The organism is Chitinophaga caseinilytica, assembly GCF_038396765.1.
In the GTDB taxonomy this organism is placed as follows: domain Bacteria; phylum Bacteroidota; class Bacteroidia; order Chitinophagales; family Chitinophagaceae; genus Chitinophaga; species Chitinophaga caseinilytica.
This window is the reverse complement of sequence record NZ_CP150096.1, coordinates 3,528,110-3,555,082: the sequence shown is the minus strand read 5'-3', so window position 1 is coordinate 3,555,082 and position 26,973 is coordinate 3,528,110. Positions and strand designations below refer to the sequence as shown.

The 26,973-nt window shown below is 55.1% G+C and carries 24 protein-coding genes and 1 tRNA gene; 8 read left to right on the top strand and 17 right to left on the bottom strand.

The window, feature by feature from the left end; genetic code table 11:
* Positions 1-18: 18 nt before the first annotated feature.
* Together WJU22_RS14480 and WJU22_RS14475 are read left to right on the top strand one after the other, a co-directional pair.
* Entirely contained in the window at positions 19-1,023 is a 1,005-nt protein-coding gene (locus tag WJU22_RS14480; protein ID WP_341838897.1) for a hypothetical protein, read from the top strand.
* 104 nt (positions 1,024-1,127) lie between these two features.
* Complete coding sequence (locus WJU22_RS14475; RefSeq protein WP_341838896.1) at positions 1,128-2,717, top strand: hypothetical protein; 1,590 nt, start codon at positions 1,128-1,130, stop codon at positions 2,715-2,717.
* 519 nt (positions 2,718-3,236) lie between these two features.
* On the opposite strand, the gene miaA is transcribed toward WJU22_RS14475, so the two are convergent.
* From miaA to WJU22_RS14445, 6 genes are all read right to left on the bottom strand, one after another.
* A complete protein-coding gene (miaA, locus tag WJU22_RS14470) occupies positions 3,237-4,145 on the bottom strand; it encodes a tRNA (adenosine(37)-N6)-dimethylallyltransferase MiaA (protein ID WP_341838895.1) in 909 nt (302 codons plus the stop codon).
* Positions 4,146-4,185: 40 nt separating this feature from the next.
* Complete coding sequence (locus WJU22_RS14465) at positions 4,186-4,761, bottom strand: IS1096 element passenger TnpR family protein (protein ID WP_341838894.1); 576 nt, start codon at positions 4,759-4,761, stop codon at positions 4,186-4,188.
* A gap of 35 nt (positions 4,762-4,796) precedes the next feature.
* Entirely contained in the window at positions 4,797-6,218 is a 1,422-nt protein-coding gene (locus tag WJU22_RS14460; RefSeq protein ID WP_341838893.1) for a CCA tRNA nucleotidyltransferase, read from the bottom strand.
* Between the two features lie 108 nt (positions 6,219-6,326).
* On the bottom strand, positions 6,327-6,899 hold the full coding sequence (locus tag WJU22_RS14455) for an L-threonylcarbamoyladenylate synthase (RefSeq protein ID WP_341838892.1): 573 nt from the start codon (positions 6,897-6,899) through the stop codon (positions 6,327-6,329).
* Positions 6,896-7,918: a glycosyltransferase family 1 protein gene (locus WJU22_RS14450; protein WP_341843781.1), complete on the bottom strand. Its 1,023-nt coding sequence runs from the start codon at positions 7,916-7,918 to the stop codon at positions 6,896-6,898. The genes WJU22_RS14455 and WJU22_RS14450 overlap by 4 nt, the downstream gene beginning before the upstream one ends.
* Positions 7,864-8,025: a hypothetical protein gene (locus tag WJU22_RS14445; RefSeq protein WP_341838891.1), complete on the bottom strand. Its 162-nt coding sequence runs from the start codon at positions 8,023-8,025 to the stop codon at positions 7,864-7,866. The genes WJU22_RS14450 and WJU22_RS14445 overlap by 55 nt, the downstream gene beginning before the upstream one ends.
* A gap of 172 nt (positions 8,026-8,197) precedes the next feature.
* On the opposite strand from WJU22_RS14445, the gene WJU22_RS14440 reads away from it, so the two are divergent.
* The 3 genes from WJU22_RS14440 to WJU22_RS14430 all read left to right on the top strand — a co-directional run bounded on the left by WJU22_RS14440 (position 8,198) and on the right by WJU22_RS14430 (position 10,413).
* Positions 8,198-8,377 carry a microviridin/marinostatin family tricyclic proteinase inhibitor gene (locus tag WJU22_RS14440; RefSeq protein ID WP_341838890.1) on the top strand — a complete coding sequence of 60 codons (180 nt, stop codon included), beginning with the start codon at positions 8,198-8,200 and terminating at the stop codon, positions 8,375-8,377.
* 76 nt (positions 8,378-8,453) lie between these two features.
* Complete coding sequence (locus WJU22_RS14435; RefSeq protein ID WP_341838889.1) at positions 8,454-9,419, top strand: MvdC/MvdD family ATP grasp protein; 966 nt, start codon at positions 8,454-8,456, stop codon at positions 9,417-9,419.
* Complete coding sequence (locus WJU22_RS14430) at positions 9,412-10,413, top strand: MvdC/MvdD family ATP grasp protein (RefSeq protein ID WP_341838888.1); 1,002 nt, start codon at positions 9,412-9,414, stop codon at positions 10,411-10,413. The genes WJU22_RS14435 and WJU22_RS14430 overlap by 8 nt, the downstream gene beginning before the upstream one ends.
* A 173-nt stretch (positions 10,414-10,586) precedes the next feature.
* Here WJU22_RS14430 and WJU22_RS14425 read toward each other — a convergent pair whose 3' ends face one another.
* The 3 genes from WJU22_RS14425 to WJU22_RS14415 form a co-directional block, all read right to left on the bottom strand.
* On the bottom strand, positions 10,587-11,969 hold the full coding sequence (locus WJU22_RS14425) for a RagB/SusD family nutrient uptake outer membrane protein (RefSeq protein WP_341838887.1): 1,383 nt from the start codon (positions 11,967-11,969) through the stop codon (positions 10,587-10,589).
* Between the two features lie 21 nt (positions 11,970-11,990).
* On the bottom strand, positions 11,991-15,437 hold the full coding sequence (locus WJU22_RS14420; RefSeq protein WP_341838886.1) for a TonB-dependent receptor: 3,447 nt from the start codon (positions 15,435-15,437) through the stop codon (positions 11,991-11,993).
* A gap of 173 nt (positions 15,438-15,610) precedes the next feature.
* Positions 15,611-16,573: a FecR family protein gene (locus WJU22_RS14415; protein WP_341838885.1), complete on the bottom strand. Its 963-nt coding sequence runs from the start codon at positions 16,571-16,573 to the stop codon at positions 15,611-15,613.
* 508 nt (positions 16,574-17,081) lie between these two features.
* On the opposite strand from WJU22_RS14415, the gene WJU22_RS14410 reads away from it, so the two are divergent.
* Positions 17,082-18,050, top strand: a complete 969-nt coding sequence (locus tag WJU22_RS14410) for a dimethylarginine dimethylaminohydrolase family protein (RefSeq protein ID WP_341838884.1) — start codon at positions 17,082-17,084, stop codon at positions 18,048-18,050.
* 60 nt (positions 18,051-18,110) lie between these two features.
* Here the strand turns inward: WJU22_RS14410 and WJU22_RS14405 are convergent, their stop codons facing one another.
* Entirely contained in the window at positions 18,111-18,674 is a 564-nt protein-coding gene (locus WJU22_RS14405; protein WP_341838883.1) for an RNA polymerase sigma factor, read from the bottom strand.
* 88 nt (positions 18,675-18,762) lie between these two features.
* On the opposite strand from WJU22_RS14405, the gene WJU22_RS14400 reads away from it, so the two are divergent.
* Positions 18,763-19,575 carry a 2,3,4,5-tetrahydropyridine-2,6-dicarboxylate N-succinyltransferase gene (locus WJU22_RS14400; protein ID WP_341838882.1) on the top strand — a complete coding sequence of 271 codons (813 nt, stop codon included), beginning with the start codon at positions 18,763-18,765 and terminating at the stop codon, positions 19,573-19,575.
* A 131-nt stretch (positions 19,576-19,706) separates the two neighbouring features.
* Positions 19,707-19,790 (top strand) — tRNA-Leu (locus WJU22_RS14395).
* Between the two features lie 385 nt (positions 19,791-20,175).
* On the opposite strand, the gene WJU22_RS14390 is transcribed toward WJU22_RS14395, so the two are convergent.
* The 7 genes from WJU22_RS14390 to WJU22_RS14360 form a co-directional block, all read right to left on the bottom strand.
* Positions 20,176-20,874, bottom strand: coding sequence for a hypothetical protein (locus tag WJU22_RS14390; RefSeq protein WP_341838881.1), 699 nt, complete (start codon positions 20,872-20,874; stop codon positions 20,176-20,178).
* 156 nt (positions 20,875-21,030) lie between these two features.
* On the bottom strand, positions 21,031-21,918 hold the full coding sequence (locus WJU22_RS14385; protein WP_341843780.1) for a TonB-dependent receptor domain-containing protein: 888 nt from the start codon (positions 21,916-21,918) through the stop codon (positions 21,031-21,033).
* Positions 21,830-24,367, bottom strand: coding sequence for a carboxypeptidase regulatory-like domain-containing protein (locus WJU22_RS14380; protein ID WP_341838880.1), 2,538 nt, complete (start codon positions 24,365-24,367; stop codon positions 21,830-21,832). The genes WJU22_RS14385 and WJU22_RS14380 overlap by 89 nt, the downstream gene beginning before the upstream one ends.
* Positions 24,368-24,524: 157 nt before the next feature.
* Positions 24,525-25,664 carry a FecR family protein gene (locus WJU22_RS14375; RefSeq protein WP_341838879.1) on the bottom strand — a complete coding sequence of 380 codons (1,140 nt, stop codon included), beginning with the start codon at positions 25,662-25,664 and terminating at the stop codon, positions 24,525-24,527.
* A 172-nt stretch (positions 25,665-25,836) separates the two neighbouring features.
* Positions 25,837-25,989, bottom strand: a complete 153-nt coding sequence (locus tag WJU22_RS14370; protein ID WP_341838878.1) for a sigma factor-like helix-turn-helix DNA-binding protein — start codon at positions 25,987-25,989, stop codon at positions 25,837-25,839.
* 47 nt (positions 25,990-26,036) lie between these two features.
* Entirely contained in the window at positions 26,037-26,399 is a 363-nt protein-coding gene (locus tag WJU22_RS14365; RefSeq protein WP_341838877.1) for an RNA polymerase sigma factor, read from the bottom strand.
* Between the two features lie 150 nt (positions 26,400-26,549).
* Positions 26,550-26,867 (bottom strand): hypothetical protein, encoded by a 318-nt coding sequence (locus WJU22_RS14360; RefSeq protein ID WP_341838876.1) that lies wholly within the window; start codon positions 26,865-26,867, stop codon positions 26,550-26,552.
* Positions 26,868-26,973: the final 106 nt, after the last annotated feature.

Sequence of the window (26,973 nt, the reverse complement as noted above, 5' to 3'; positions counted from 1 at the left end):
TCATAAAATCACAGCAGAATGAGACCTATGATATATAGTGCGGTAGCGGCCCTGCTTGTTTTCGGCAGCTGTTCTACCACTTATCAGACCGCCCAGACGCCGGATGACGTGTACCACTCACCCGTCCGCGACCAGCGAGGCTATGCTTCCGGCAATCAGCGTGCCAGTCAGGCCAGATCCCAGGAAACCGAAGAAACTTTCGATGAGGACGAAGGCGATTACGTTACTTATGCGGACGATGACGAAGACCGTTATGACTATGCCCGCCGGATCGACCGGTTCAGCCGCCCCTACACCGGCAGCTATTGGGATGGTTATTATTTCGACGACTTCGGCAGTAACATGTACATTAACAATTACTACGGCTACAACAGCTGGAACCGTTTCGGGTGGAATTCCTGGTACGGCCCTTCGCTGAGTATCGGTTTTGGTTTTGGCCGCCCCTGGGGTGGTTATTACAACAACTGGTACAACCCCTGGTATAATAACTGGTACGGCGGTGGCTGGGGCCATGGTTGGTATGGTGGCGGCGGCTGGTACGGCGGTGGTCATGGATGGTACGGTGGCGGGGGGTATCCCTGGTACGGCGGCCATGGCGGCTATTACGTAAAGCCCAGGCCCTCGGATTCCTACAGGCCGCGCGGGTCCAGCAACAGCCGCGTTTATGACGGCAACCGCAATAACAACTACCGTCCCGTAAACCCGAATGGTTCCGCGACGCGCAGGGTATATGACAGCAATAACGGCCGCCCGGTGACACAGCCCGGCAACCGCAGAACGTTTGACAGGGCGCCCGGCGAACGGCCGGCCAACCAGCCGGCACCGCAGCGCGAGCGTTCCAGCAGAACGTACGAACGTAACTATGACCGGAGCAACTCCGCTCCTCCCCGTCAGCAGTCTCAGCCTTCGTATACGCCCGAACGCAGCAGTGCACCGCAGCGGAGCTACACTCCGCCCAGCAACAGCAACCCGGGCAGCAGCTCACCCGCGCCGACGAGATCTTACCGTCCCCGCGGCCGCTAATATGATAAATGCGAATTACCAGTAAGGAGAAGCTCATAAAAGGGCGTCCGGCTGGTAATTCGTGTTTTTATCCCACAACAGATTTGTTCACCAGCACTTACACGATGAATAAAAGAACAGCATTTCTTTTGATAGCCCTTGGTGTATCCTCCACGGCCCTGGCACAAGACGAGCACGATGCATTACGATACAGCCGCCTGATGTTCGGCGGAACCGCCCGCACACAAGCCATCGGCGGTGCAGCCGGCTCCCTCGGCGGCGATATTTCCGCCACCCATATCAACCCGGCCGGTCTCGGCTTCTTCAAAACAAGTGAAGTCAACATCACGCCCGGGTTCTATTTCAAGAATAACGACATGCGGTTCACCAGCGGTACCGGCAGCAACACGAACCCCACCACGTCTGACAGCAAAAGCAATATGATGCTGGGCAACGTAGGCGTAGTGTTCGGCATCCCCAACCGCAACGCCAACAGCAAATTCCGCAACTTCGCCGTGTCTATCGACTATGCCCGTACGGCCGATTTCAATAACCGCAGCTACCTCGGCGGCAAAAACACCCTCACCAGCTTCTCCGATACCTGGGTGGAAAAACTCATGCCCAACGGGAATCCGGTACCCTTCAATGACGCGAACGACGTGTACGCCGAAGGCCCCAGCCTGGGTTTCAGGACGTATGTCATCGGGTACGACCCCGACAATAACGGCGGCGTTGAAAAATATTTCTCCGTGATCAACCCCACCGCGGCTGGCGGCATCCTTCAGAGCGACGATATCCGGGAACGCGGCGGGATCAATGAATTTTCCGTGGGCTTCGGCGGCAATTACAGCGAGCAACTGTACTTCGGCCTTTCCCTCAACTTCCCCCGGATCGATTACGAGCGCAACCGTACGTTCACCGAAACCGATCCCAACGAGAACAACGTCACCAACGACTTTGACCAATACCAGTTCAATGAAGTGCTGAATACCGATGCCACCGGTTTTAATACCAAGCTGGGTATCATTTACGCTCCCATGCCGGCACTCCGCATCGGCGCCAGCTTCCACACCCCTACCTGGTTCAGCATGCACGACACCTATTCGGCAAGGGTGGATTCCTGGATGGAGGAACTTGGCAATCACTTCTCCAGCACTGAAGACCTGTACGATGGTTTCCCCATCGAATACGACTATACGCTGCGCACCCCCTGGCGCGCCGGCGGTAGCGTTTCCTACATTTTCGGCACCAATGCGGATACCAAACAGCAACACGGCTTCATTACCGCCGATGTGGAATATGTAGATTACTCCGCTACCAAGTACAAGTTCAACAAAGGCGCTCCGCAAGACCGTGACAGGGCCAAAGCCCTCAACCGCACGATCGAGGATTCTTACACCGGTGCCATGAACGTACGGGTGGGTGGCGAGCTGAAATTCAATGTGCTGGCCGTTCGCGCAGGGTTTTCCTATTATGGCAACCCCTACAACAGCGATTTCTCCGACATTGACGCGAGCGTAAAGCGCGTGAGCGGCGGCCTCGGTTATCGTAACAAAGGATTCTTCACCGACCTCACGTACGTGCATACACTGAATTCCAAATCCGCCTACAACCCTTATGTCCTGAACGACTCCCCCGGCCTGCCGGCGGCTCCCACAGCCGAGCACAGCCTGACCGGCGGAAATATCGTTTTGACGGTGGGCCTCAAGTTTTAGATAACATAAATTCCGGATACAAAAAGGGGAAGCGTGAAAGCGCTTCCTTTTGTTATGCAGGGAATTCTGCGTGTGGATTTGATGATAGTCTTTGTCGAGGAACTTGTTCAAAAGATAGATTGCAGATGCAGTCGATTATTGAAAGATCGCAGGAAAGATCCGCGGGTTATGACGCTGGAAAAATGCGGGATAGTTACATCGCCCCAGACGATCATAACAATTTGACTACCATTTCTTTACAAGTAATCCAACTTTCATCATACTTAGGGAATGGGGAGACTGAATGACGAAACGTTACGATGTTTAAAGTACTGGATTGGCGATGCAGATTGTTACAAAGAGATCATTCTATACTTTACTGCTTTCACATTGTCAGGATGACATCAACTTACCACCCAGTATGCGTATCAGATTGTCTTTCAATTCATTAAAAAGCAATACCATAGCAAGACATTTTTCCCGCTACAGTAAAGCAGACCTGGAATTGAATTGCGTAAACTTACCATTACCAGAAGTAATTCAGGAAATCCCCAATCGCGCGAGAACGAAAGCTTCCACTGCCTCCGGAGACCGCGCGTCGAACCAGTTCAGGTCGGGATCACGGCGGAACCAGGTCATCTGGCGCTTTGCGTATTGGCGGGTATGGGTTTTAATGCCTTCTACGGCAGTCGCAAGGGTTGAATTGCCGTCGAGATAATCGAAGATTTCGGTGTAGCCAACGGTTTGGAGCGCGTTGTGACGGCGGTACGGCAGCACGCTGCGCACTTCTTCCACGAGCCCCAGGGCCATCATCTGATCTACCCGCTGGTGGATATTGGCATGCAGGAGCTCCTTCGGCAGCTCGAGCCCTGTTTTGATGACTTTGAAACTCCGCTGGCGGGCGGTTTGCGTGCGGAATGTATTGATCGACCTGCCCGTGGCTTCGAATATTTCCAGCGCACGGACCAGGCGGTGCGGATTCTGGATTTCGGCCGTTGCGTAGAACTCCGGGTCTTTGGAACGTAATTCTTCCTGCAGCCAGGAAATCCCTTTCGCCGCGTACCCCGCGCGCACGGCGTCACGGATAGCCGCGGGAACGGGCGGCATATCGTCCATCCCTTCCAGGAATGCCTTGATATACAACCCCGTACCACCGGTCAACACGAGCGTATCGTGCCGGGAAAAGATATCCTGCGCGTACCCCATCGCCAGGGACTCGTACGCTGCAGCATTAACTTCTTCCGTAATCGAATGGGAATCAATGAAATAATGACGGACAGCCGCCAGTTCTTCCGCGGAAGGCTTGGCCGTTCCTACGGAAATCTCCCGGTAACATTGCCGTGAATCCGCCGAAATGATCTCGGTGCCCAGCATCTGCGCGATGCGAATGGCGGTGACCGTTTTACCTACCGCGGTAGGGCCGGCAACCAGGATAACCGTCTTATTCATATGGTGAATGCCCGGCGCAGGACGCGCCGGACGGAACTTGCTAAAACATGTTTTCGTCTTCGGAACCGCTTTCCTCCATGCCATCATCCTCACTTTCCGTCTCCTCTCCTTCTTCCCCGAAACCGTCTTCAGACATGCCTTCGCGGTTGAGGTCGTACTTCTCTTCCATTTCTACCAGTTTATCGCCGATGAGGCCTTTAGTGCCATACTGGCTGGGGGCCAATCCTTCCTTGCGGACGATGGCGGGATAGCTCAGTTTGGCGTTCTCATCTTTGGCAACACCGATCAATTCCACCAAAAACGTCCAGTTTTTAGCGAAATCGTAGAGGTAAATGAATTTCTGGTTCGGGTCCCTGACCATTGCGCCGATCGGCGTGTCTACCATCAACAGCGGTTCCGCTTTCCGGGCCGCGCCATCCTTTTCCAGCAAAATCTCCCGGCCACGCTGCCAGTTGTCGTTACTGCGGTAAAAGGTCGCCTTGTGCTTGGAGTCAAACTCATATGCTGTCAAGATGGCCTGATGAAACTGCACAAAATTCTGACTGGGCTTTACAACGATATCCCTGTAGACACTTTCGTCTTCTTCCCAATAAACTCTGAATTTTAATACCGGCATATGATTTACAATGTTGTATGAACAAAAATACCAAATTATTTAACAGGGGTCAAGTTTAGTTCCGCCGCCTTTTTCAGCATGAACGCATATGCAGCGTCATAATTATTGCTGATCTCACCGTCGAGAATGGCTTCGCGGATGGCGCTTTTCAGGTCGCCCACGAGCTTTCCGGGCTTGAGTCCGAACGTTTCCATGATGAGCTCGCCCGTTACCGGCGGCTGCCAGTTGCGGATGCGGTCGCTTTCCTCCACTTCCTTCAACCGCTCGCGCACCAGCTCGAAATTTTCGAGGTAGCGGCGCACTTTCGCGCGGTTCTTGGAGGTAATATCGGCTTCACAAAGCATCATGAGCGCTTCCAGGTCTTCGCCGGCGTCGAACAGCAGTCTGCGTATAGCCGAATCGGTGATATTCTCCTTTGTGAGGCTGATGGGCCGCAAATGCAGCTCCACGAGCTTTTTCACCAGCCGCATCTTTTCGTTCAACGGCAGTTTCAGCCGCGTAAAAATCCTCGGCACCATTTTCCCGCCCACGGCATCATGACCGTGGAACGTCCAACCATGGCCGGCTTCAAAGCGTTTGGTAGCGGGCTTCCCGATGTCGTGCAGCAATGCCGCCCAGCGCAGCCAGAGGTCGCGGGTATGGCGGGAAATATTATCGATCACCTGGAGGGTGTGGTAAAAATTGTCTTTATGTCCCTTTCCTTCCAGCATTTCCACGCCAACGAGGTCTACCATCTGCGGGAAAATGATTTTCAGGATGCCCGATCTATACAGCAGATCGAGGCCCACGGAAGGTTTGGCACTGAGCATGATCTTGTTCAGCTCGTCGGTGATCCTTTCCTGGGAGATGATTTTTATCCGGCTGGCGTTGTCGATGATGGCCTGGAACGTTTCGGGGAGGATGGTGAAGTTGAGTTGCGACGCGAAGCGGATGGCGCGCATCATGCGCAGCGGATCGTCGCTGAAGGTCTGCCCCGGTTCCAGCGGTGTGCGGATGAGTTTGTCTGCCAGGTCTTTCAACCCGTTGAACGGATCGATCAGTTTGCCGTAATCGGCTTCGTTGAGGCTGATCGCCAATGCGTTGATGGTAAAATCGCGGCGCAGCTGATCGTCTTCCAACGTCCCGGGCTCCACTTCGGGATTGCGGGAATGGTCGCGGTAGCTTTCGCGGCGGGCGCCCACGAATTCGATCTCCGTATCGTCGAACTTGATCTGGGCGGTACCGTATGTTTTGAAGAAATTGACTTTCAGGGACGGATCGAGCAACCGGGCCACCTGGTGCGCCAGTGCGATGCCGTCTCCCACGCAAACGATATCCATGTCTTTCGTAGGCCTGTCCAGCAGTTTATCGCGCACGAACCCGCCGATCAGATAAGCGGGTACGCCGATCTGCCGGGCCGCTTTCGCGACGCTTTCAAACAAATCCATTTCCCGTTTCGTACAGGGAATTTCCATCATGTATCTATCGTTTTAAGGCGCAAAAGTAATTTAATCCCGGATGATTTCCAGCCTTCCGGCGTTCCGGGTACGGGGAATGCGCGTGAGCGGCCGCGCCCGGAAGCTCCTTTAATCCCGGATAACCTCCAGCCTTCCGTCTTTCCCGATGCGCACGATCCGCGAGGGCCGGGCCGGCGTTTCGTCCTGCTGCCGGTGTTCCACCACATAATCCACACCGTTCCGGATTTCGGGGGAAACGTCCTTGAAATTCGCGGGCGACGGTGCTCCGGAGATGTTGGCAGACGTGGAAACCAGGGGTTTGCGCAGTCTTTTCACTAAATGGCGGCAGAAGGGGTCCTGCACCAGGCGGATGGCGATAGAACCGTCCTGATTGATAACGTTGGGCGCGAGATGAAGGGCGCCTTCGTAAATAACGGTCGTGGGGCGGTCGAACCCGGCCAGCACTTCGGCGATATCGGGCGGGGGCGAGGCGAGGTATTTCATGAGGTCTTTGACGTCGGCCATGAGCACCACGAGGCTTTTGGCTTCGTCGCGCTGTTTGAGGGCGTAGATTTTACGTACGGCGGCTTCGTCGGTAGCGTCGCAGCCCAATCCCCAGATGGTGTCTGTGGGATAGAGAATGGTACCTCCGTTGCGGAGGGCTTCGAGCGAGCGGAGGATATCGTTTTCGAAATCGGTCATTTCAGGATGTTTTGATACACGTTCATCACGGCGTCGGCGCATTTTTCCGGCGTGAAGTGCTGGGCGTGGAGTATGCCTTTTTCCACCATGTCTTGTCGCAGCGCGGGCTCGCCGGCTACGCGGAGCATGCCGTCGGCGATGCTGTCTATGCTGAAGGGGTCTACGTACAACGCAGCGTTGCCACCGGTTTCCGCGAAGCAGGAGCCGGAAGCCGTTACCACGGGCGTATGGCTCCAGAGGGCTTCGAGGATGGGGATGCCGAAGCCTTCGAAAGTGGAAGGGTACAGCAGCGCCAGGGCGCCCTGGTAGAGCGCGGGCAGGTCGCGGAAGGCGAATTTGGTGACGTCGTTGAGGAAGATCACCCGGCTGGTGAGGCCTTTTTCTGCGAGGTAGGCTTCCACTTTCTTTTTGTAGGCACCGCCGTCGCCCAAAACGATCAGCGGCACGTTGAGGCGGTCTTTCAGCCGGAACATGGCTTCGGCGATGCGGGCGAGGTTTTTCCGTTCGATGACGGAGCCGACGTAGAGGAAGTATTCCGAGGGAAGGTTGTACCGTACCAGCATTTCGCGGACTTTTTGCGGATCTGGCGGCACCTGGAACGAGGGGTCGCAGGCCTGGTAGCAGACGGGGATTTTCTCTTCAGGAACGCCGTAGAATTCGATGAGGTCGGCTTTCGTCTGGAGGCTGATAGCGATCACCTGGTCGGCCGCCTGGCAGGCGTACTTCGCTTTTTTGCGGTACGTGTTGACGTCGATGGGATTGTATTGCCGGGGATACCGTTCAAAAATGAGATCGTGCATGGTGACGGTGCTGCGCACCCCGGTGCGGTGGATCCCGAAGGGCAGTTCGGCGCTGAGGCCGTGGAAAACGTCGATCCCATTGCTTTTCAGCTCGCCGGATACCCAGCGGCTTCTCCAGACCGGTTTGAGGAGGCGGTGGAGGAATTGCCGGGGAACAACGGTGGTTACGGCCCCGGGGGGCGGTACAGCGGCTTCACCTTGGGGGCGAAGAGCACATATTCGTGTTCGGGGTGATATTCCGCCAGGGAGGTAACCAGCGTCCGGCTGTAATTACCCAATCCCGTGCGGTTCTGAAAGGCCCTTTTGGCGTCGAAACCGATTCTCAATGCTTTTAATTTGATCAGTCGGCAAAATACTGAATTTGATTTTTTTCTTTCCCGCAAAAATTTTAACTTGAATGTCCTATTTCAAAGATCGGAACGGACATGTTCCGCAGAACCATATAAAAAAGGAACGGAAAGCAAAAGTCATTGTTCACCACCCAATTTTTTTCCTGACATGAAGCCCAATGAAAAACTCATGAAGCCGTTTTTCGCGCAGCTGCTGGAGTCGCAGCAACAGCTAAACACGAGCCATCAAACTACAGAAAATTCTCACTGGACCAGCAAACTGGCCGATGTGCCTGACCAGACCCAGAAATACCCGTCAGACGGTGATGAGGAATGGTGGTTGCTGTAATCCCTGATTTTCAACGAACATTTTCATAGGCAATGGCCCGGCGGCTGTTGCCCTTTTGTTATTCGCCAACTTCTCCATGATACTCTGCCTTACGCATTCCCAGGACACATTTACGATAGACCTCGTTCAGCAACGGCTGGAGGCACTCGGTTATGAGGGTTTCCGGTTCAACTCCGATGAGTTCGGCACCAAATACCGCCTTCGCTACCGCTTACATGCCACCGGCCCGCAATATGAGCTCCGGTGCGGCAACCGGGTGATCGATGCCCGGGAGATCCGCGGCGTGTGGTACCGCAAGATGTGGGACCTCCAGGTCCCTCCTTCCCTCGACCCCGCCTATGTTCCGGCGTTCCTCAAAGAATACCGCACTTCGCTCCATATATTCCTCGATTCGCTGGACGTGCCCTGGATCAACCGGATGGACCTCGACCATGCCGTGGGCGCCAACAAACTCATGCAGCTCACCGCCGCCCGGTCTGTAGGGCTCCACGTTCCACAGACCCTTTTCAGCAACCACGCCGAAGACGCCATCCGCTTTTTCGACGACCATGGCGGCAATGTGGTCGTTAAACTGCACGGCGCGCTGTCCAAATCCATGGACGGCAAAAGCGACTTCTTCCCCACCACCCGCCTTCGCAAGGAGGATGTCCCCATGCTGGAATCCCTGTCTGCCTGTCCCATGATTTTACAGGAATATGTCCCAAAAGACCGGGAATTACGCGTAATTTATATCGACGGGGATTTTTATACCGGGAGCCTCCGCGCCCCGGAACTCACCGACTGGCGGACGGGCAATACCACCCTTGTTTCCTGGGAAACCTGGGAGCTGCCGGCCGCCGTGGAAGAGAAGATACATGACATGATGACTTTACTGGGCTTGCCTTTCGGCGCCATAGACATGATCGTGCGGCCAGACGGCGAGCACGTTTTCCTCGAAGTGAACCCCCAGGGCGAATGGGGCATGCTGGAGAAATACCTCGGTTTCCCCATTGCCGCCACCATCGCCGAAAAATTAGTCAACCGAATCGAACAGTATGGGTAAAATTCTGATTATCACGCATTCAGCAGACAATGAAGCCGTTACATCCGTTATGGGACACCTCGAAGCCGCCGGCGCCACGCCAGTCAGGTTCAATGTAGACCGCTACCCCCTCGTTACCCGACTTACTTCCGAATACAATGGCCATGGCCGCCGGCTTTGGCTGGACGACGGGCAGCGCACCCAACAGCTCGAAGACCTCGACGCCGTTTGGTACCGCCGAAGCTATCATATCGCCGACGGGCTCGACCAGGTGCTGGAAAAACCCTTCCTCTCCCCCGCTGCCGGTGAAATCAGGCGCACGCTCTTCGGGATGCTCGAATCGCTCCCCTGCTTCCAGCTGGAACGATACAGCGTGTACCGGCGGCTGGACAGTAAGGAAGAACAGCTGCGCCTCGCCACCGAATGCGGACTGCTGACACCCGCCACCTGCATCACGAACAGCCCGGAACGGCTGGAGCAGTTCATGAAGGAAGTGAACGGCCCCATCGTGGCGAAAATGCAGAGCGCGTTCGCCATCCAGCAAGACGGGCAGGAACAAGTGGTGTTTACGAGCGAGATCCGGGCAAACCATCTCGAACAACTGCCGCAACTGCGCTTCTGCCCCATGACTTTCCAGGAAAAACTGCCGAAGGCGCTGGAATTGCGGGTAAATATGGTAGGAAAGGAAATCTTCGCGTTCAGCATCGATTCAGCGCAACAGCCCGGCGCGGAAACTGACTGGCGGAAGGAAGGCGCTACGCTCGCCGTGCAATGGCGGCCTTATGCATTGCCGGCTTCCGTTGCAGAAGGATTATCGCGGTTGATGGAGCGCTACGGCCTCAACTACGGCGCCATCGATCTCATCCTCACGCCCGAAGGGAAATACTACTTCCTGGAGCTCAATGCGGCCGGCGAGTTTTTCTGGCTGGACAAGCTCTGCGACGGCGCCATTTCCCGGCAACTGGCGGCGGTGCTGGCCGGAACGGCGGAAAGGAGGAAGCCCCTCATCCCCTGAGCCACTCATCAAATTCGAAAATCCTCACCAGAATCCGCATCTTCAGCGCATCGCCGCACTCCCTGCCATAAACGGCGAAACATGCGCCACGCCCTGGCTATAACCCGGGGTTTCCGCAAAAAGGAACAGCCCCGCAAATGCAGGGCTGCCTTCGATATATCCATCAATTTGCACTAGTAACCTTCGTTCTGTTTCAGCTTCGGGTTGCGCAGCAGTTCCGCGTCGGTGAACGGGAACCAGAGGCGCGTGGCGTTGCGGCCTTTCGAAGTGAGGAAAGCTTCCGCTTTTCCGAAACGCTTCATATCCATCCAGCGGCGGCCTTCGCCCACCAGTTCGCGGCGGCGTTCCTTTTCCAGTTCGGCGAGGAATGCGGTGGCGTTCGCGAAATCGCCGGCGTTTTTCGGGCTGGCGTTCCGTGCCGTGCGCAGCTGGTTGTAGCGCGTTACATCGACCACGTTTTGCCGAGCGCCTGCTTCCGCCGAAATCAAATACGCCTCGCTGATACGCATGAGCGGATAGATGACATACACAGCTGCGGCGGATTGCAGCGTATCGGTAGAATATTTCAGCATGTAATTCACATCTCTTCCCGTAGCGTTCTGTTTTGCTTTGCGGATGATTTCGCGGCGGGTATCTCCGGGCTCGTAGGAATCCGCCAGCACATCGTCCATCGACGTGAGGCCCGTGCCATTGCCGAGGAACGGCGGCGCGGGGCTGTAGAAGCTGAACAGGCCGTAGCGCTCGTAGGCGCTGGGCATCGGGCCGTCAGACATCTGCCAGACCATTTCGCTGGCCGGGCTGTTGTACCGGAAAATCGGCGAGAACGTGCCGGCAGACAGGCTTCTCTTCCCCGAGCCGATCACGGCTTCCGCCAATTCTTTCGCCCGCGCGTGTTTGCCGCGCTGCAGGCTCACCCGCGCCAGGAGCAGCTGTGCGGCTTGCTTCGACGCGGCTTTGGGGGATTTGAAATCGCCCAGCAAGGGAATGGCGGCTTCGAGGTCTTTCTCCACCTGGTCGAGCACTTCGGTTTCGGTGCTTTTCGGTTTGCGGATCTGGTCGATATCCGTTTCCACGGAAGCGATGAGCACCACGCCGCCGAACACTTCTGCCAGCTGGTTGTAGGAATGTGCGCGGATGACGAGGGCTTCGCCCAGCAGTTGGCGCATCGCCGGCGTAGCCGGGGCCCCGATTTTCCCGATCACGAAATTCGCGTTCCCGATGGCGGTATACGCGGCGATGTACAACCGCCCGATCCCGAAACCATCGGCGGAACTGGGGTTACAGGCTTCGTAGGCCTGCGGGTTGAATTGCGCGGGATTGCCGCCCTGCAGGGAAATAATGTCGTCGCTGTAAATGTCCGTCATGGGGTACGACTGCGGAGGCCAGCTGCCCGACATGCTCATGTAAGTGCCTTTCAGCAGGAGCGCGATGTCGTTGTCGGTGAGCTGATCTTTCCCGATCGCCTGGTCTGGCGTTGGCCTGTCGAGGTATTTGCCGCAGGAAGCGAGTGCTGCCACACAGGCTACGAATAAATATTTTTTATAGTTGAGCAACATGATGAGTCTGTTTTAATGATGTCAGAAACGAAGATCGATACCGAAGGAAACAGCGCGCGGCAGCGGCGCTACGTCTCGCTGCAACCCGGATTCCAGGCCCTGTTCGGGATCATCCGCGTTCAGTCGTTTATCCTTTATCGTGAACAGGTTCTGCGTGGCCGCGTACACCCGCACCTGTTGGAATCCCGCTTTCTGAATGAGGGTATTGGGCAGATTGTAGGCCAGCGTTACGTTGCGGCAGCGCACGAACGAGCCGCTGTAGATGTAATGCGTGGAAGGCATGAGGTTCCAGTCGTTGGTCCTTCCGGCGCCATGCTCGCCCACGATCGCGCGGGGGTAGCGGGCCTGATCGCCGGGTTGCTGCCAGCGGTCGAGCACCCAGGTCGGCTTGTTGTTCACCACGCCCGTCCAGATATCGAAATCATAGTTGCGGTAGAACTGTTCGCTGAAGTTGTAGATCTTGTTCCCGAAGTTGAATGCCAGCTGGGTGTTCAGGCTGAAGCCCTTCCAGCCCAGGTCTACCGTTAAGCCGCCGTTCACTTTCGGCAAGGCAACGGGTATATACACCATATCCTGCTGGTTGATCTTCCCGTCCTTGTTCATATCGGTATAGATGAGGTCGCCCGTTTGCGGGTCTACACCTTCCGACTGGTACAATTGCAGCAACCCGAGCGGCTGGCCGATGCGCACGGAGCCCGTGGGGCTTCCCGGGAAATACACGCCGAACGCCATGGTGCTGTCGCGCAATTCGGTGACGCGATTGCGGTTGATATTGGCCACGGCGCTCACTTCCCAATGGAATGCGCCGGGTTTCCCGTTTACGGACACGGCGAGGTCGAGCCCGCGATTGGTCATGGCCCCGAGGTTCACGCGCTGGGAGGTAAACCCGCCGCTCGACCAGGGAATCTGGCGACTGGTGAGCAAGCCGTCGGTTTTCTTCACGTAATATTCTGCGGTGATGGAAAGGCGGTTGTTGAAGAAGCGCGTTTCCAGGCCGATGTCGTGCTGGCGCGTGCGTTCCCATTTAAGATTCGGATTGCCGAGCAGGGTGTTGAGGCGAAGGGCGGGCTCGTTGAGATAGAGCAGGCTGTTGACGAGGTCCTGCGTATCGTAATGCCCCACCGGCCGGATGTTCCCCGTGATGCCGAAGCTGCTTCTCACCTTCAGGTAGCTGAGGGTTTTGTTGCCGCGGAGGAAGTTTTCGTCAGACACGATCCAGCCGCCGGAAATAGCCGGGAACCAGGCCTGGCGGTATTTCTTCAGCTTGCTGGTGCCATCGCGGCGAAGGCTGAGGCTGAGGAGGTATTTGCCGTCCCAGCTCATATTGGACCGAACGAAATACGATTCGGAATATTCTTCGTAGAGGCGGTTTTCGCTATTGTAGTAGTTCGTGGAGATGGAGGCGTTCGCTGGTTTCCAGAGGCCCTCGATCATGGGGAAACCCTGCAGGTTCTTCTTGTTGATCCGGTATTGGTTGCCCGTGAACTCCTGTCCCAGCAAGGCGTCGCCTTTCAGTTTGCTGTAGCTGAAACGGTAGGTCAATACGTTGTTGAGCGTATATCGCATCCCTTTGTTCTCCGTTTCCTGGTAGTCGCCCTTAGTGCCGAGGCCGCCGTAGCTGTGGGGCGACATAAACTCTACCAGGTTGCTTTCGCTCCGCGATCCGGCGATCATGGAGCGGAAGCTGAAATTCTTGCTCAGCGTGGCTTCCGCGAAGAAGTTGCCGGTATAGTTCCAGTTATCCTTTTTGTTGTCGTAGAAATAGCGGAGGATGCCGTAAGGGTGCTCCTGGAAACCGTTCCAGTAGTCCCAGGTGCCGTCGGGATTGGTTTTGATGGAATCGGGCGTGTCCGGCCTTGCGGCGATGGCGGAGTTGATGGCTTCGGCCAGACCGTCGTAACGGACTTTCGAAATGCTTACGTCCATGCCTGCCTTGAGCCAGCGGTTCACCTTTTGGGTGAGGGCCAGTTTACCGGAGTATCGGTCGAGGCGGCCATCGCCTACGGCATTGGCTTCGCCGTATTTCCCGAAAGAAAAATAATAGCTGGTCTGGTTGCTGCCGCCGGCAACGCTCAGCTGGATGTTGGAGAGCGGTGCGCTGGAGGGCTTTACTTTATCGAGCCAGTTAAAATCGTCCGGCCCCATTTTCAGCTCGTTCATCTGCAGGTTGAGGATGTCTTTTTCCTCGCGGAGATTGGCTTCTTCCCCGGGCGTTACGCCGCCGGCGAGCCGCCTGTCGATATCCCCGATCCGGTTCTGGCGCGCTTCCCTGAACATCATCGCGTATTCGCCGCTGTTGAGCGGGCGGTAAGAGAACGACGACATGTTGAAGCCCGTGTAGGCATTGATGTTAACGACGGGTTTGGCGCCGAAGGAACCTTTTTTGGTGGTGATGAGGATCACGCCCTGCGCGCCCCGTGCACCGTACATCGCCGAGGAAGCGGCGTCTTTCAGTACTTCGATAGACGCGATATCCTGCGGGTTGAGGTTGAACATGCTGAAGTTGGCGTTGGCGCCCGAGGGAGCGGCGTCGATCACCAGTCCGTCCACGACGATCAGCGGGTTGGAACCGGAGCCGGTCACATTATTCTGAATGGTTTGTACACCACGGATGGTAAAGTTGGGCATGGAGCCCGGCGTCGCGCCGGTGTTCGAAACAGACAGGCCGGCCACGCGCCCTTGCAGGGCGGAGATGGGATTGTTGACCATGTTCTCTTCCGGTTTCAGTGCCCCAACTTTCCCGATGGAGCCGGAAAGCTCGCGTTTCTGCTGGGTGCCGTACCCTACCACGATCACTTCATTCAACCGCGAGCCGCCGGTTTGCAGCGGCAGCTGGAGGGCCAGCGGGCCACGGTCTTTCACGGGGAATTCCATCTGCCGGTAGCCCAGCGAGGTTACGACCAGCACGGCGCCCTCGGTCACAGAAACGCTGAACTGCCCGTCTTCATTGGAGATGGCGCCTTTGCCCGTGCCTTTGACGATCACGGTGGCGCCGATCACCGGATTCCCGTCATCCCCCGTCACCCTGCCGGAAACGGTGAAAGCGGTGTCGGCCAACGGCGATTCCGCAAGGCGGGGCTGGATGAGGATTTTGTTGTCCATCTGGCGGAAGGAAAGTGAATGCGGCTGCAGGAGCTGATCGAGCAGGGCGGCAAGGTCGCGCCGGCCTTCGGGAAGGCTGAGGTGGCGGATGTGGCCCACGTCCGACTTGCGGTACATGAAACGGAAATCCGTCTGGCTTTCGATCTGTTTGAAAGCCTCCATGAGCGAGGCGTCTTTCAACGCCATGCGCACGATCTGCCCGTTGAGCCGCTGCGCTTTGGCGGAGGCGGCTACGATAACCTGTGCGGTTACGGCGATCAGCATAAAAGACAATAACGAAATTCGCATACATCGATACAGGAAAATCGCGCTGGGCAGTTTCGGGAAGGCGCGGGCGCTTCCCGCTGCGAGTGCGGAAAAATTCATACTTTAGTGATTGCAGGTGAATAAAACGCCCGTTGACGCGGGCTTTTAAAATCTGGGGCCGTTGCACAATTCCCGTTGTGCAAGGCCGCGAGCCTCTGCTTCGGCAGAGGTTTTTCCGTTTACGGCGGTTGGATGTTGACGTTCATACGCATGATTCTGGTTGTGCCGGGTAATTACGGCATGTAAATAATAACGGTCTTTTTCTCTTTGTCTATGGTGTATGCGGCCTGCAGGAAGGCGCAGATGCTTTTCAGCGCCTGTTCCAGCGGCTCGTTGCTGCCGAATGTGGTGGAGAAGCGCTGGCTGCGCAGGGCTTCGTCGGGGATGGAAATCCTGAAGCCGAATCGGTCTTCGAGCAGAGTGGCGGCTTGCTGGAGCGTAACGTCGTCGAACAGCAGATCGCCCTGCTGCCATGCGGCGGGCTGCGATGCGGCTTGCTGGCGCGATTGGCCGTCGCCCGCGTTATAGACGATCTGCTGGTTGGCAGACAATTCCCCGAGCGGCGTCGCTTCCCGGTCTACGCGCACTTTTCCTTTGAAAACCGTTACCGTTACCTCCCCATCCTGCGGGGCCGCTACTTCGAAAGTGGTGCCCAGTACGGTGGTCTGCAATCCGCCGGCGTAGACGACGAACGGCTGTTTGGCCTGTTGTTCCACGGTGAAGAGGGCTTTTCCTTCCAGGAAAACTTCCCTTTTGTTAAAACCGGAGGCGTATCGCAATTTGCTGCCGGCGCTTACCAGTACGGTGCTCCCGTCTGGCAGGGCGATGAGGTTGTTTTCCTGGACGGGCTGAACGGATTGATCGGTGGCCGCCACAGCGGGCGCCTTCGGGCCGGGTTGCATCACGAGGAACGCCACGGTGGCGGCTCCGGCGAGTATCAATACGGCGGCGGCTACTTTCCAGACGGCGAACATCGTTTTCCTGGGTGTGGGTACAGCCTGCGCGGTGATCTGCTGCAGGATGCCGGCGTGCATGCGGCTGCCGAGGCGTTCGCGCTCTTCGGGGGTGAGCAAATCCGTTACATCGGGCTGCGAGGCGAAAGCGTCGTAGCTGGCAAGCAAGAAACGCTCCTCTTCGGGCGAGGCATTGCCTTCCCGGTATTTTTGCAGTATTTCGAGGAAATACGAGTGGTCCATATCCTTAAGACAGCCGAAAAAGCAATTGCCCCATCCGGGGTTAAAATATTTTTCAGTTTGGGGATGGGAGCCACGCGATCGGCAGCCTTTTGTAACTTATCGATCGAAATAAGAAAATGAAGTATTCCTGTTTTCCGTTGGATGGGAACTTCCCGGGCTGGCGACGCTGAATAATGCATCAATCGAAATGAAAAATGATTTAATCCTGTTTTCCGGTGGATGGGAACTTCCCGGGCCGACGCCTGGCAAAAACTCATCAATCGAGATAAAAAAATGATGTATTCCTGTTTCTCGGCGGATGGGAACTTCCCGGACAGTTGCCCTGCTTTAACTCATCAATCGAAATGAAAAATGATTTATTCTTGTTTTCCGGTGGAAGGGAACTTCCCGGGCCGACGCTTGGCAATAACTCATCAATCGAAATAAAAAACGATTTTCTCATGCTTTCCGGTGGAAGGGAACTTCCCGGGCCGGCGACTGTTATTAACTGATAAAACGAATTGAAAATATGATATATGTAGAAAGTGAATTCGCGCGCCTGCAAACGGTTGTACTGGCTGAATCGGAGTTCGGGTTCCCGGAGGTGCCCCGTCCGGAAGACCTTCGTTTTCTCACCCCGGAAGCCCGGGAGGAAGTGCAGCAGTTTCGTGGCCGCGACCATGCCGAAGCCCTGCCCGACGTTCATCATGCCTGGGAGCTGGAAAGGGAAGCACTGAAACGGACGCTGGAAAAATACGGCGTGAAGGTGCTCCATCCCCGCAAACTCCTGCCTGAAGAGAAACAGGCTGCGGGTGTGGACGGGTATTCCAATTTCTTTGCCCGCGACCCGTTTTTTACCGTGGGGAATAGCGTGGTGGAGGGGTCGATGCGGTTTCTTCATCGCAGGAACGAAGTGTTGCCCATCCGGGCCATCATGGAGCAGGAAGTGATGCCGGAAGATTGTCATTATGTGGCCGTTCCCCGCCCTGCCATCGCTGCGCCGGGCGATGCCACGCTGGGCCCCGGCCCTTTCCTGGAAGGCGGCGATGTGCTCGTTTTGGGTAAAAAGGTATTGGTCGGCAACTCCGGACTGGCCTCCAACGCGTTGGGCGCCCGCTGGCTGCAGAAGTACCTCGGGCACTGGGGGTACGATGTGGAGATGACGCGGCTCCATCCAGACATCCTTCACCTGGATTGTGCATTGGGCCTTATCCGCGAGGGACTGATGGTTATTTGCGAGGATGCTTTCCTGGACGGGGTGCCGTCTATCCTCCGAAACTGGACGTCGATTCCCGTAGACCTTTCAGAAACCGGGCTCCTCATCACCAACGGCTTGCCCCTCTCCTCCTCCGTCTACATTACCGACCCCGCATTTGCCCGCATCGGCGAGCAGGTGGCGGCGCACGGCGTAACGGTGGAGTACATCGATTTCAGGATCAGCCGGAGTTTCGGGGGATCGTTCCGGTGCAGCACGCAGCCGCTGTTGCGGAGGGATTGATGCGTCTGTAACCGATCTATTATTGTCGGAATGGAACCAATGAAGGCCTTCAAAGATGAATTACCAGCAAAACAACGCCCCGAGCGTAGCCCGGAGCCTGGCGAGCGCCTTCCCCAGCTGGTTCTGGACGGTTTTGCGGGAGATGTTCAGCTGCCGGGCGATCTCTTCGGGACTGGCGCCTTCGTTATACCGCATCCGGAAAATTTCCTGCCGGCCGGGAGGCAACGCGGCTACCAGCGCGTGGTAAGATTTCAGCCATTCGTTGCGCCGGGCCAGGGCGTCGGCGCTGTCTCCGTTGGCGGTTTGTTCCGCCAGGAGGTCGGCCATGGGCAGGAAGCGTTGCTGCACTTCCAGCAGGTTCAGCACACGGTTGCGGACAGCGGTATGGATGTATGCGGGGAGGTGGAGGATGTGGAGGTCTGCGCGGCGGTTCCAGAGTTGGAGGAAGAAATCCTGGGTAATGTCCTGCGCGGCGGCGCCGTCGTTCAGGCGTTTGAAGGCGGCATTGTAAACGGTTTGCCAGTAGCGCTGATAGATCGCGTTAAAAGCTTCTATGCTGCCGTCTTTCAGCGATCGCAGCAGTTCCGCGTCGCCCTGGTCCTTATATGCGCCCGTATCCCCCATGAATAATGTTAGCCAGTCGGATAAAAATACGTTTTATCACCCAACTGTGCATGATTATATTATTTTTGCGGAAAACAAGTATAAACCAATGGATATACAGCAACAAATCCAGGCTGCATGGAACGACCGCAGTCTTTTGCAGCAAACGCAATATTCTGACGCGGTACGTTCGGTGATCGAAGCCGTGGACAAGGGTAAGCTTCGCGTGGCGGAGCCGGTGGAAGATGGCTGGAAGGTGAACGAGTGGGTAAAACAGGCGATCCTGATGTATTTCTCGATCCAGCCGATGGAAACGATGACGCTGCCTCCGTTCGAGTTCTACGACAAAATGAAGCTGAAAACGAACTATAAGGAGCTCGGCGTTCGCGTGGTGCCGCATGCGGTGGCGCGTTACGGTGCGTTCATCGCCAAAGGTGCTATCCTCATGCCTTCGTATGTAAATATCGGCGCATATGTAGACGAAGGCACGATGGTGGATACCTGGGCTACGGTGGGTTCTTGCGCGCAGATCGGCAAGCATGTGCATTTGAGCGGCGGCGTGGGCATCGGCGGTGTGCTGGAGCCTTTGCAGGCCAGCCCCGTTATCATTGAAGACGGCGTTTTCGTGGGCAGCCGCTGCATCGTGGTGGAAGGCGTTCGTGTGGAAAAAGAAGCGGTACTGGGCGCAAACGTGGTGCTGACGCAGTCTACCAAGATCATCGACGTAACCGGTGCCGAGCCTGTTGAATACAAAGGCCGCGTTCCGGCCCGTAGCGTGGTGATCCCCGGCAGCTACACCAAGAAGTTCCCTGCCGGCGAGTTCCAGGTGCCCTGTGCACTGATCATCGGTCAGCGTAAAGCGAGCACCGACCTCAAAACGAGCCTGAACGATACCCTGCGCGAATTCAACGTTGCGGTGTAACGACAGTATAATACCATTTGAAAAGCCGCGCTGGTCGCGGCTTTTTCATTTTCTATCAAATTTTTTCTTGCCAGAATTTGGAAATAATTAGAAAGTGCGTACATTTGCACTCCCTAACACGGACTAACGATGCCCAGATGGCGAAATTGGTAGACGCACTGTGTTCAGGTCGCAGCGCCGGCAACGGTGTGCTGGTTCGAATCCAGTTCTGGGCACCTGAAGAAAAAGACAAATCGGTTTAATACTGGTTTGTCTTTTTTCTTTTCTGGGAAATGAATGAAGTGAACGCTTCAACTTTTAGAACTGAAATCCCTCTCTTATCCATCCCTGACAATTGGAGCAAAATTGCTTCCCCATCTATAAGTGCATAGTTAGCATGAGCAACAGGTTTGCATGTCTAAAACTTATATATTATCGCTTGTAGAATTTTAAAAGGCAATATCGAAAAGATGGCCAAAGCAGACATCAAGATGCCTGAAGAAAAACCTCCGTTCCTCATGCATAATTCCGCTCCAGCTACATGAAGGCAATGGCAAAACCACCAGCCGGCAATCCCCAAAAAATCACCGGCCGGTGGCTTAACCGCACAACTCTCCTATCCTAATTCGCAAAAAGCACCGTCGTCAAGACTTCATAAAAATCTTCCCCTTTCTTAATGAACGGAGGCGCCTCGCCCCAGGTCTTATTGGAAACCATATAAAGCGTGAACACATTATTGAGGGGCAAAGGATCGATCCCCTGCGGCGAAAATGCCAGGTTGGAATACCCCGTACCGCCATGATTGCGCAAAGGCTCGCCGGTTTCCCCGTCCAGGAACGCGAACACATACTGGTAGCCGTATTCAGGCGCGGGATTTGGCAAACCATTCGGCAACAGTTGATATGCCGCTTTATCAACCGCATCCTGCACATCTTTGATCATCCCGACCTCCGTCATCACTTCGTTAAAATCAGCGTCGAAATAACTGATGTAAACCCGCAGATCCAACTTCTTAAAGGGAACAAGGTCTTGCGCGTAGTTCGCCACTTTCACCTTGATCTGACCGGCGGGCGCGGGCGGCTCGTTTTTCTGCGCATCGGGATCAATAAAACTGACGGGCGCGTCCATCGTTGGCTGGAACAATGTAAACTTTTGTTTGGCGCCGGCTTTCACATCCACTACCTTTTCCGCTACCACCTTCCCGTTGCGGGTATCGTAAAACTCGAATTTCCCCTCGCCGGTTACGACCTTTATCTTTTTTGCGAGAATATCCCACTCCACCGGATGCCCATTGTACCGGGCCGCCAATAATATCCTCAAGGCCGTTTTATCCGCATCAAAATACACTTCCGTAAACTCCGTGAATGGCGCCGCCGGCTCCCCTTCCCGCAGGCAAACAATCCGGCAGAAAACAGGATTGCGACTATTATTGTGTTTATCTGGCATTTCATTGTTGATCCTTTTTATAGTCTTGAATTAAAAACTGTAGGAAAAACTCAGGCTGAACCTGCGCCCGTCCTTTCTTTTATACGTGATAATGTCCCCGTCTTCCTTGCGATACCTGATACTGCGGCCTTCCTTCAACACGGAAAACTTTGTATCGTCTTGCGTGTAGTCGTGAATGTTCATATAGAACCGTGTATAATCGTCCAGTAGGTTCGACAGGTTAAGTTTGACTTCCAGTTTCCGTTTGAAAAAACGTGCATACAGCTGCGCATCCAGCAGCCTGGGCGCCAGTTCATATTCCACCCGCGCCATGTTCACGTTGGCCAGGTTGGTCCGGTACCCGCGGTGATTGTAGTTGACGGTGGCCCCGAAATCATCCCCCCAATAGCCGGCACCCAGGTTCAGCAACCATGGCGACTGCCCGATCAAAGGCCTGTCCTGGTTAGGATAGCGGACCTGTACCCGTTCCGCCTTTTGCGTTACCGGGTTGTTGATCCATTGCCAGTGGCTCAGCACATTCACCTCGGATTTGAGCACAGTGCCATTCACATACACAAACAGCTGCTTCAACCAATCTTTGCCAGACAGAAAGGAGAAGTTCTTCCGGATTTCCATTTCCAGCCCATAATTCTTCGCATTTTCCATATTGGCGAAAGTGTAGTTGGACGCTTCCGAATGGATCAGTTCGATGGGCTTGTCGAGTTTTTTATAGAATCCGGTGATGGAAACGATCTCCCCGGGCGACGGATACCATTCCACCCTCACGTCCATGTTATCGATAAGGGTAGATTGCACGTGCTCCCCGTACACATATCCATCGATCTCGAAATCATACATCCCGAACATGCCAATCTCCCTGAAATCCGGCCGGATGACGGTTTTCGAATAGCTTCCCCGGAGGTTCAGATCGGGCGTCAGGCTGTAGGTGGCGTTGATGGACGGAAGAAAGCGCCAGCTGTTTTCCTTCACCCCGAACCGGTGCCGCAATTCCGCATCCGGGTCGATTTCCTGTTTCCGGTAAGCCCTTTGATACAGCGCTTCCTGCACTGGAATTGAGATCGAAATACTCCGCACGCACGCCATACACCAACCGCAGCCGGTCCCAAAGCTTTTGGTCGGCCATCAGGTAAAGCGCATGCGCGCCCATCTTACCGTCGTAGAACCGTCCACCCAAGGCATCCGCGTAATAGTAGGCCTGTCCGTTCCCGTTCCCGATATTCCCGGGCGAGAATAGCTGATCGTAGCTGATTTCAATGGCGGGCGGCAGCTGGTTGGTGGTACCTTCGGCCCAGGAACGCGTCCAGGGGATGAATTTGAACACATCCAGCGACCGCTTTTTCGACCAGGCCTGGTATCCGAATTTCATGAGGGTAGACACCTTTTTGTCTGCGCCGAATTTGCGGGAAATGGCGGCGCTCCAGTTATAATCCGTTTCGTTAATCGACGTCCACATCCGCCAATCCTTGATGCTCCCGCCCACCGAAGCCATGCTGTTGGTCATCAGGGACGGGTTTTGGAAATACGGTTTGCCGGCGAAGACGGTCGTTAACTGGTAAGACAGCTTCCGTTCGTCCATTATCTGTTGCCGGATCCGGTTGACGGTAAACATCCCTTCCGCCCTGATCTTCCAGGGCAATTGCCAGCTGCCCGTTAACTGATGTTGCTGCAGCGACATGGTTTCCGGCAACTGATAAAGCAGCTTGTTGGCGACGGGGTGAGAATCGTCGTGGGCCTTGCGGATGGATTCATTGAAGTTATCGCTGTAGGTGCGGGCGTAGATATTCTTCAGGGCGATCTTGAACGCCTTGCCCTGCCAGCCCATGTTCGCAGCCAATCCCATGTTGCTGTTGAACCGGTAAGATGTACCGGCGCCATTGTCGCCCAGCCCGGTGCTGTCCATGTAATTGCCCTTTGTCGATAACCGTGTGTTATTGAAAATCACGATCTGCTGTTCGTTCCGCACGTTTGCGGAAACGGCGAAACCGAAGCGGCTTTCCTTCCCCAGTTCGTATACCCGCCCGAGCGACAAACGCATGTTCTGATTGGGTTGCCCCTTGTAAGTATAAGGTTTCAGCGCATCGTTGTTCAGCTTCCTGGATTGGGCGATGGCGTCCAGGTCATTGTATTTGACGTCTTTCCCGTATTCGATGGTGTTGAGCGGTACGTTGTTCAATTCCGGATCTGTCAGGTTGTAGCCCGGAGGCGCGTCGAGCTGCATGGCGCGGTTGTCCCAGATCCAGGTTTTCATCCCGTCCGGCATTTTCGCGGAACTGTTATTAATACCGAAGTACTCGCCGGTGTTCCGTTTGCCCAACCGGTGAAAGTCCTTCCCGATCGTTTGCGAGTTACCTCCGGTGCCGTATTGAATGGAAGTGAAATTCTTTTCGGGGATGTCGATGGTGTTCACGGAAACCTGTCCGCCGGAAAATTCAGCGGAAACGTCCGGTGTTGCGGTTTTGTTGACCACGACGGCGCTGACCATTTCCGTCGGGATGATGTCGAAGGAAAAGTCGCGCCGGTTCTGGGAAGTGCTTGGCACTACCACGCCATCGAGCATCGCCTGGTTGTAGCGGTCAGACATGCCGCGTACGATCACATTTCGATTATTGACGGTCGTTAAACCCGTCACGCGCTTCAGCACCTGGCCCATGTCATTGTCTGGCGAACGGGAGATCTGCTCCGCGGAGATGCCGTCCGTTACCGAAGCTGCATTTTTCTGCGCGGCGTACAGACCGGCCACGCTTTCTTTTTTGAAGGTGCCGGTCACCACTACCTGCGACAGCGTGCTGCTGGCTGTTTTCAGGGCGATGTTGAGGCCCGTCAGTTGCCCGGCCTTTACGTCTACCTGGGTGATTTGCCGCGTCTGGAAAGAAATGTAGCGGACTTCTACGGTGTAACTTCCCGGAACGACGTTAAAATTGTAACTGCCGTCTACGCCGCTCAGCGCGGCCTGGCCCGTTTGTATGATCCTGACGCTGGCGCCGGGAAGCGGTGCGCCGCGGTCGTCGAGGATTTTCCCGGCGATGCGGCCGGGTTGCTGGCGGGGCGTTTCCGGAGCAACGTTCATTTTAGTTGCTGCAGCGGATATGACCACCCATTTATTATCGATCGTATAGGTATAGGGCAGGTTTTTGAATACAACATCGAGCACCTGTGCCACGGTTGCATCGGAAATCCGGATGCTGACCGGTTTCGCGTGGCTGAACAGGTCGGTATCATAGAAAAAATCATATTGTGCCTGTTTCCTGATATCCTCCAGTACCGTGTGTATCGGGGCATGCTGCCGGTTGATGCTGACGCGCTGGGCATAGGAGCTCGCATGTACCTGCAATAACAGGCAAGTGAAGAGGAACATGGTGATTTTCATAACACGCATGCATTGATAAAAATTCATACTTTTGTTAATGTTAAACGCTGTTGATGATTATTGTTGTCGCAATGTCTCCGATAAGCTTTAACGATCCGGCCAGAGGTGTTCCACCACCTTTGGCTATTATTTTGGCTTGACGGTTTGTAGTTGTGTATTAATCAGTCACGATCAACCTCCTTTCTTTTATAGTTACCGTTGCTTTTTTCGTGGATTGGATCATTTTAACGATGGCGGAAAGCGGCTGCGACCGGGATATCATCCCGCTGAAGCGCAGCTGGCCGATATGCGGCGGATACTCCACCGATACATCGTACCAGCGCCCCACCTGCCGGAGCACACCTTCCAGGGTTTCTCCGCGGAATACGAAATCGCCGTTTGTCCAGGCCAGTTGCTGGGCAATATCGGCTGGTTGTACGATCAGATGATTCGTCAACACGGTTTGCTGGCCGGGTTTCAGCAATGCGGACGTGCCATCGCCGGTTGTGACTTTTACGCTTCCCTCCACCAGTGTTGTTTTGACGGCGGGCTCATCGCTATAAGCGTTGATGTTGAAATGCGTGCCCAATACCTGCACTTCCTGGCCGGGAGATTCCACGAAAAACGGCATGTTACCGGCGCCGCCGGGCATCGGTTGCTTGCTGATCTCGAAATACACTTCGCCCGTCATTTTCACGCGGCGTTCCCTGCCGGAGAAGCGAACAGGGTAACTGAGGGAAGATGCTGCGTTGAGCCTGGCCACCGACCCATCGGGCAGGGTGATGCGGTACTGACCGCCCTTGGGGGTTGTGATGGTATTGGTGGCAGGAAGCGCTGCTTCCTGCGTTCCTTTGTCATGATACCGGATATTTCCATCCGATTCCTTCTCGACACGAACGCCATGCTGAACGGCAACCGGGCCGTCGTGCATATCGTCCAGCGCAATGACGGACCCGTCTGCCAGCGTGAGGCTCGCCTTGTTGACGCCGGCCATGATATCGGCCTGCACATCATTTACCACTTTACGCGGCCAGAACCAAAAAGCGCCAGCCAACAGGGTTACTCCCACCAAAAGGATGGCAGCGATGCGACGGAGATCCCTTATTTGGAAGCGCTTTGTTGTCCGTTCCGCGATGGCCAGATCGATCCGGCGGCGCAGTTCGCGGCCTTGTTCCTCCGGGATATGATCGTCCGTTTCCAGCAACGCCTCTTCGAGCAACTGATCGTACCATTGCCGCAGCAATGCATCTTCTTCCGGGCTTAACGGCAGCCCGTCCTTTTGTTTCTGTATTAGTTTCTTAAATATATCGTTGTCCATCTTTCCATTTTTTCAGGCAATGGGACGCCCGCTATATATACAATCCGGAAAGAGGTGGTATCCCTGGGCCGGTGGGAGATTTTTTTGAAATAAATGGGACGGGAATCAACCGCGCGCAGCTAAAACCAGCTACAGGCAAGCAACCGGTAGTTCTGAAATGACTGGGAAACGATTACAGAAAAAGATAAATCAGCAGCAGCATTGCGCCGCTGATACGCTGGCGGATGCGCCTGAGCGCGGTGGAAATGTGGTATTCCACGGTTTTCGGGGAAATGCCCAGCTCCAGGGCGATGTGCTTGATGGATAGTTTATCGTGCCGGCTCATGGTGTAAACCCGGCGGCATTGTTCGGGAAGATCGTCGACACAGGCTTCTACGGCCAGCTGCAGCTGATTTGCCTCGATGGATTCGTCGGCCCCGCGGGCAAGGGCTCGGAAAAACTGGCCAGCTCCATCCGTTCAACGGATTGCAGCTGTTTCAGTTTTTTGAGGACGAGGTGATAGGATGTGGTGAATAGCCAGCCTTTGATATTGATATGGGGCATATCCCAATGCTCCCAGAGTTTGATGAATGTATCCTGCACAACGTCTTCGGCAGCCGGTTCATCTTGCAGGATCCTGTAAGCGGTACGCAGCAAGGGCTTCCAGTATTGCGCGTAGACCTCGTCGAACGTAATGGCGCACTCCTGCGGGAGCGTGGTTCCTGGTAGTGATGGTCCGTTGCTATTTGATTCCACCGGTGAATGCCATTTGTCCGGGCAAAAATATCGGATAGATTTCAGGACAGGGCCGTATAACGTGTTACGTTACTATTAATTTATCGCGCTATACAACAAAAAAGGGCAATCCGCCGGATTGCCCTTCAAGCGTTTACTTACATTTCCCGATTACTGGTAGCAACCGTTGGAATTCAGGCAGCCTATCACGTGATCGATCGCTACGCTGTACATTTCGTTCCAGGCGGTGCCGTTCGGGGCAGAAACCCAAACCGTGATCATCTGGCCGCAGGCATCCCACATCTGGAAAGCTTTCTGGATACGGAAATTACCTACTTCCTGCTTGCTGGCGGACACCTTGATGTCAGACTTATTTGTTTTCACCGCAACTACCACTTTCTTTTCAGCGGGCAGCGTGGTTTTGGAGTCGGCGGCAATGGCACCGGAGCCTATCATCAGGCAGGCAAAAGCAAATACTACTTTCTTCATGATTGTCGGATTTAAGCATTAACGATATGTAAAAATCCGACAGTTCAAACGCTACTTCCTCAACAGATCCATATTTGCCTGCATCGGCCTGATATTCGTTCCCTTT